Consider the following 5,993-nt stretch of genomic DNA (forward strand, 5'->3'; position numbering starts at 1 on the left):
GTCAAGGCCGAGCCCGCCCCCGGCAAACGCCCCCCCTCCGAGGCCGCCCGCCTGATCGCCACCGTCATCGCCGACATGGACGAGGACGGCGACGGCTGGGTCAACGCCGGCGGCATCGCCAACCGTCTCAGGAACGCCTACCCGGACTTCGACCAGCGCAGCTACGGCTACGCCAAACTGTCGGACCTGATCCGGGCGACCGGGCGGTTCGAGGTGGAGACCAGCGCGGGCGGGGCGATGAAGGTAAGGGACCGGGCGTAAGGGGAGGGGCCTTCCCCCTTCACACCCGTCATCCCCGGGCTTGTCCCGGGGATCCATTTGTCCGTTGCAGAGAGGCGGATACCCCGTCCGTTCGAATTCCTCCGCCTGAATCCTGTGGATGATTCGTTCTCCGCCTTCGGGGTTCTGGGAGTGATCGTTGAGGATCATCAAGAATAGCGAGCAATTTCAACCAACTAGAGTGAACCATATATACCGGAATACCCAAGAACCACGCCGGTTGACGCGGTAGACCGTTCAGGGTACCACAGAACCCATCAACGGGGGTTCCCCAGTGCCTGTTACACCAGATCGCGCCGGGCCATACGCCCCCGCAAAAGTCATTATCGATCTGATCGAACGCTACCGCAGCAAGGGCTTGCCCACGCCGGTAAATGGCGAAGTCTTGGGCCGCGCCGGCGTCCCTGACAGCTTGATCGCCCGTACGCTGCAAGCGTTGACCGTGTTGGATCTTATAGATCCCGAAGGCCGGCCAACTCCGGCTTTGGACGAAATGCAGAAGGCTTCCGAGGCCGATTACCGCACGCGAATGGGAGAATGGCTGGCGGCGGCTTACGCAGACGCCCTGCAGTTTGTTGATCCGGCATCTGCTTCAGAGACGGAGGTCCGGGACGCTTTTCGCCAGTACAAGCCGGTCGGGCAGCAGAGACGGATGGTGATCCTATTCATGGGACTTTTCCGTCACGCGGGCATTGCTCCGGGCAGGACCCCAACGGGCGGCGCGGCCCCACGCAAGAAAGTGAGCGACGCAGGCGCTAAGCCGCGCATGGAGAAGCGTCATGTCGCTCCGCCCAAGCCGAAAGACGACTTCGGCGCCGACGAGAAGCGAGGCGAGGCGGGTACCGGGAACCTGCAGGGTGATCAGAAGCAGCAAACCGAGTTCATGAAAGCCTTGCTCGACAAATTTCCGGCGTTTGATCCTGCCTGGCCCGACGACATCAAGGCCAAGTGGTTCGAAGGCTTCGATATCTTCATGAAGGGGGCGAGCCTGAAATGAGCGCTCCGTCAGGTTCCGCGAACGCGGAAACGCCCAGCCTGCAGGCTGGGCGTCCCACCATCGATCAACACCCTGCGGGCGAGTACCCCGAGGGCCGGACGCTGCGTCAACAGCGCACCGGAGGGGGGTGGCACATGAGGAGGTAACTCCACACACCGAGTCTGCACCCGACATCGCTTGCGGTGTCGGGTGTTGGCACGCCTATCACATCGGAGAGCGGAGAGGAATCCGTGAGCGATGATACCTGTCAGGCCTTGGCAGCAAACCCCTAGTAGGCGCCGTAGCGTTCCCGGTGTCGGCTAACGTATTTGGGATCAGGCCACTGACTTTTGTTCCTCGGCAAACGGATGCGATCCATCTGATGCTGGAACAGGCCGCGAAGCGCCTCAGGCACACGGTTGTGGGCGACAAGCAATCGATAGTCGTCGGTGAGAGAGATCAGATGGCGATCAAAGAGCCAATGGACGGTCCCCGATAAGGCCAGCCCATTCCGGACCGTATCCGGGCCGCCGTGCTCGACGGGCCAGATATGCGCGGCTTGGACCTCTGATCGCCCCCCACCGTTGATGATACGTAGCCCCGTGACCGCGCAGGTGTCGTCATAAGCCCTGCACACCAGTCGGCGGAAGTTGGCGTCCCTCACTTTGCGATTGATCAGCGTGGTTTCGATGCGCCGCACGAACGCTTCATCATCGGAATCTGAGGCGCCGAGCACCGGGATATCGTTGGCGTCGGGCCCCGTGGGCCCATAGCGCTGCAAGTTCTCGGGCAGCAAAGCAGTGCCCAAACCTGTCGAGACGACTGCCGCGAAATCTGAATCGGAAATCGGTCGTACCGACTTGCCTTGGAAGGTAACTCCCATGAGCCGAGAATCTGTGACCTGTCTGGCCATCTCTTCCCGGTAGACGCCGCTCGAATCCTTCAGTGGAACCGGAGGGTCGAAAGCGAAGTAGTCTGCAAGGTTGGCGCAATAGCCCGCGATTCCGTCCTTCTCGATCGAAACAACGCGCGCTGCCCCAACATATCCTTTCCGGCCGCCGCTCCGTTTGGACTCCCGGTACAAAATCCAGTCGCCCTCGGCGGCCCTAGCAACGGCCAAATAGTCCTTGCGAGAACCGATATAGTACCGGTCGGGGCTATCCCCGTACGGAGACCCCGGCTCAAGATCGAAAACACCTTTCACTCGCCCTCGCCCCGTGACGCTTCAAAGTGACCTTCCGTCCGTTGGTGCGGAATGACAAGCAGCTAGCGGAGTTGCCCCGTCAGCAGCCAAACGGTGAGGGCGGCTTGCGCCAAGGTACACAGTACCATTGCAGCGATCAGCGTGGCCTCCGTCTTGTCACGACCCATCACGGCACCTCCATCTGTTCGATAAATTCCCGACGCCGCTTGGAGAACCAGCGGACGCGGAACCACGCCGCTTCGCCGTCAAACTCGGGGAACTGGCCGGGTGATAGGTAGGCCAAGGCCGGTCCCGCCTCTCCTCGATAAGTCATGACGCAGAAGACTGTGCCGCTGCCGGCGTTCGGAAGGAAGCGGTGACGGGCGAGGTGGACGGTGCGGACATCGGGCATTCCTTGGTGTTCTTACTTTGTTCTCACATCGTCAATGTGACCCTCCCGACGATCCACAGCTCCGTGCGGTGAACCGGTCAGGCCAGCTTCGGACAACCTATCCTGGTATAATCTTAGTTCATATGGTCGACCATCGGCACCGCTCCGGGCTTGCCGGGCAGCGCGAGAGGACGACGAAGTGGGCTTGGGAGATGCAATGAACAGGGCTCGAACGTGAGGGTCCTTGTCGCCTGCGAGTACAGCGGCACCGTGCGCAACGCCTTTCTCGCCCTCGGCCACGATGCGTGGTCCTGTGACCTCCTCCCGAGCGAGGACGGCTCGAACCGGCACATCGTTGGCGACGCTCGCGACCTACTGAACGACGGCTGGGACCTGCTGATGGTCGCGCACCCACCGTGTACCCGGCTGTGCAACTCCGGTGTCCGCTGGCTGACCGTGCCGCCGCCGGGGAAGACCCGAGACGAGATGTGGGCCGAACTCGACGAAGGCGCTTCGCTATTCTCCGATTTCTGGAATGCACCCATCGACCGCATCGCGATCGAGAACCCGGTGATGCACAAACACGCCAAGGCCCGGATCGTGAATTTCGAGGACTTCGCTCAAAGCATCCAGCCTTGGCAGTTCGGTCATGGCGAGACGAAGCGGACCTGCCTCTGGCTCAAAAACCTGCCCCCGCTGGTCCCGACGGATATCGTGAGCGGTCGCGATCCTCGGGTGCATCACATGCCGCCCTCGCCCGACCGCTGGAAAGAGCGGTCTCGGTTCTTCCCCGGGATCGCCAAGGCGATGGCTGAACAGTGGAGTGCGGTCGCCGCCCCTGCTGCTGCCTGACCTTTCGCCATTGCCCATCCCACAGCTTCCCGCGTTATCCTCTCGCCATGTGCGCCTCCTACGAAGCCCGTTTCTCCGTCACCCAGTTGGTCGAGGCGTTCGACCATCATGGCGCTCCCCTCCGCTTTCCACGCGGCCTGCCGAACATCGAACCGGTCAGCGAAGTTCGTCCTACCGACCTGTCCCGCGCCATCCGCGCCGCCGGTCCGGCCGAGACTGAACTCGTCGAAATGCGCTTTGGCTTCCCGCCGCCAGCCCCCAAGCGCCCACCGGTCATCAATTTTCGTTCGGAAGGCCGCCGCTTCTCCAACAGCCCAACCAGCGGCCGCGCCCTCGTCCCGGTCAGCGGCTTCTACGAGTTCACCGGCGACAAGTACCCCAAGACCCGCTGGGTTCTGCGTGGCGTCGAACAGCCTTTCTTGGCGCTGGCTGCGCTCTGGCGAGCGGGCGTTGATGGCGCTCCGGACGCCTTCTCCCTGCTCACCGCAGAACCTGGCCCCGACGTAGCGCCCTACCATGATCGGGGCGTGTTGCCCTTGCCGCCCGAGCTTTGGGGGGATTGGCTGTTTGACCGCCGACCAGCCGATGAGTTGCTGGAGCCGCCTCCGCAGGGGACCCTCAGGGCCGAAGCAGCGCCGCGTGGCGGCTAGATCTGTCGTGACGCTGTGCTGACAATCCGGCTAATTATAGTCGGGTTCAGCCGAAAACCCTTTGCCCGATCAACACCCTGACGTTTTCTCGATCCGATCTTCCCGACACAGGAAGCGGGCGCCTCATACTGTCTCCGGTCTTTGACAAACGAACCGCCGCCGCATCGCCGGAATCAGACTCTTCAGACTATTCAGACCCTGTTTTGAGTCTGAACTCCCGCCGCCGACCCCGATGCTCACCGCTTCCTGAACCGCCCCGCCTCGGCCTTCAGGTTGGCGCCCCAGTCCGTCGCCGGATGGTCCGGCTCGGCCGCGAACGGCAGGGTCCCCGCCACGCCGCGGGCGGCCAGGGCCAGCGGCAGGGCGAACAGGGGCAGCAGGCGCAGGGGCTTGCGGCGCCTGTCCGTGACGTCCCAGCCCTCGGCCTCGAAGGCCCGGGCCAGGTCGGCGGGGGACTGACGGTGCAGCTCCCTCAGATGATCGGGCCAGTCGGCGGGCAGGGGGACCCGGTCGGCCTCGTCCAGCGACAGGCCGAAGGCGGCGCGGGCGACGGCGTCGACCTCCGGGTGCTCGTCACGCAGATCCGGGTCGGCGAGGCGCGGCTTCATCAGCGCCTTCAGCTCCAGGTCGCCGACGCCGGGCAGGTCGATCAGGCGGCGCATCGTTCGGGTCCTACGCCGCCGCGCCGAGGTAGTCGCGCTTGCCCAGCGGCACGCCGGCGCCGCGCAGCAGGCCGTAGGCCGTGGTCACGTGGAAGAAGAAGTTGGGCAGGGCGAAGCCGGTGACATAGCCCTGACCCTTGAACGGCCATTCGCCGCCGGGGAACTTCAGGACCACGTCCCGGTCCTCCTGCCCGTCGATGGCGCCGCGGGGGATCGAGGCGAGGAAGGCCAGGGTGGCGTCGATGCGGGCCTTGAGCTCGGGGATGGTGGTCTCCGTGTCCTCGTTGACCGGGGCCTCGACGCCGGAGAGGCGGGCGACGCACAGCTTGGGTCCGTCGCAGGCGATCTGCACCTGTTTGACCAGCGGGTGCATGTCGTCGATCAGCCGCCGGGCCAGCAGGGCCTCGGGTCTGTCGCCGGTCTCGGCGGCGTTGGCGGCGGCCTTGTCCAGCATGGCCGACAGGGCCTTGAGGCTGCGGGTGAAGACGGGGACCGCCAGGTCGTAGAGTTCGGTGGCCATGGCGAAGTCCCACAGTGTTTCTGGTCCTGCCGCTCTAGCTTGGAGGCGACACATCCCACAATCCCAAGCCGTCATCCTCGGGCTTGACCCGAGGATCAGACCGTCCGGTGTTCCGTTGAACGGTGCACGACCGGAGTGGCCGGGCCGGCTCCTCCGCGCAGATCGCCTCCCGCCCCTGATCCTCGGGTCAAGCCCGAGGATGACGAGCTCACGGGAAGGTCACCACGGTGCGGACCGCCCGGCCGTCGGCGAGGGCGTCGAAGGCCTCGTTGATCCGCTCCAGCGGGATGGTCCCGGTCAGCAGCCGGTCCACCGGCAGCCGCCCCTCGCGGAACAGGCGGATGAAGCGGGGGATGTCGCGGCTGGGGACGCAGGTCCCGATGTAGCTGCCCTTCAGCGTCCGCTCCCCGGCGACCAGCTCGACCACATTGACCGCCAGCGCGGCTTCGGGCGGGGGCAGGCCGGCGGTGACCGTGGTCC

8 protein-coding genes and 1 pseudogene are annotated in these 5,993 nt (G+C 64.6%); 4 read left to right on the forward strand and 5 right to left on the reverse strand.

The window, feature by feature from the left end:
* On the forward strand, positions 1–261 hold a 261-nt coding region (locus tag VEB62_RS12515; protein ID WP_324800114.1), incomplete at its 5' end, for an OST-HTH/LOTUS domain-containing protein.
* 292 nt (positions 262–553) lie between these two features.
* Positions 554–1,276, forward strand: coding sequence for a DUF5343 domain-containing protein (locus VEB62_RS12520; protein ID WP_324800116.1), 723 nt, complete (start codon positions 554–556; stop codon positions 1,274–1,276).
* Positions 1,277–1,544: 268 nt separating this feature from the next.
* Here VEB62_RS12520 and VEB62_RS12525 read toward each other — a convergent pair whose 3' ends face one another.
* Positions 1,545–2,459, reverse strand: coding sequence for an HNH endonuclease (locus VEB62_RS12525; protein WP_324800119.1), 915 nt, complete (start codon positions 2,457–2,459; stop codon positions 1,545–1,547).
* 166 nt (positions 2,460–2,625) lie between these two features.
* Positions 2,626–2,850 (reverse strand): hypothetical protein, encoded by a 225-nt coding sequence (locus VEB62_RS12530; protein WP_324800122.1) that lies wholly within the window; start codon positions 2,848–2,850, stop codon positions 2,626–2,628.
* Positions 2,851–3,099: 249 nt separating this feature from the next.
* On the opposite strand from VEB62_RS12530, the gene VEB62_RS12535 reads away from it, so the two are divergent.
* Together VEB62_RS12535 and VEB62_RS12540 are read left to right on the forward strand one after the other, a co-directional pair.
* On the forward strand, positions 3,100–3,681 hold the full coding sequence (locus tag VEB62_RS12535) for a hypothetical protein (protein ID WP_324800124.1): 582 nt from the start codon (positions 3,100–3,102) through the stop codon (positions 3,679–3,681).
* A gap of 47 nt (positions 3,682–3,728) precedes the next feature.
* Positions 3,729–4,331, forward strand: a complete 603-nt coding sequence (locus VEB62_RS12540; RefSeq protein ID WP_324800126.1) for an SOS response-associated peptidase family protein — start codon at positions 3,729–3,731, stop codon at positions 4,329–4,331.
* Positions 4,332–4,567: 236 nt separating this feature from the next.
* Here VEB62_RS12540 and VEB62_RS12545 read toward each other — a convergent pair whose 3' ends face one another.
* The 3 genes and pseudogenes from VEB62_RS12545 to VEB62_RS12555 all read right to left on the reverse strand — a co-directional run.
* Complete coding sequence (locus VEB62_RS12545; protein WP_324800128.1) at positions 4,568–4,993, reverse strand: hypothetical protein; 426 nt, start codon at positions 4,991–4,993, stop codon at positions 4,568–4,570.
* A 10-nt stretch (positions 4,994–5,003) separates the two neighbouring features.
* The gene (locus tag VEB62_RS12550) at positions 5,004–5,513 is read right to left on the reverse strand and encodes a DUF1993 domain-containing protein (protein WP_324800130.1); all 510 of its coding nucleotides are present in this window, start codon (positions 5,511–5,513) and stop codon (positions 5,004–5,006) included.
* A gap of 208 nt (positions 5,514–5,721) precedes the next feature.
* Positions 5,722–5,993: pseudogene (locus VEB62_RS12555) on the reverse strand (alcohol dehydrogenase); the annotation flags it as partial.

This window comes from Brevundimonas sp. (assembly GCF_035626975.1).
Classification (GTDB): domain Bacteria; phylum Pseudomonadota; class Alphaproteobacteria; order Caulobacterales; family Caulobacteraceae; genus Brevundimonas.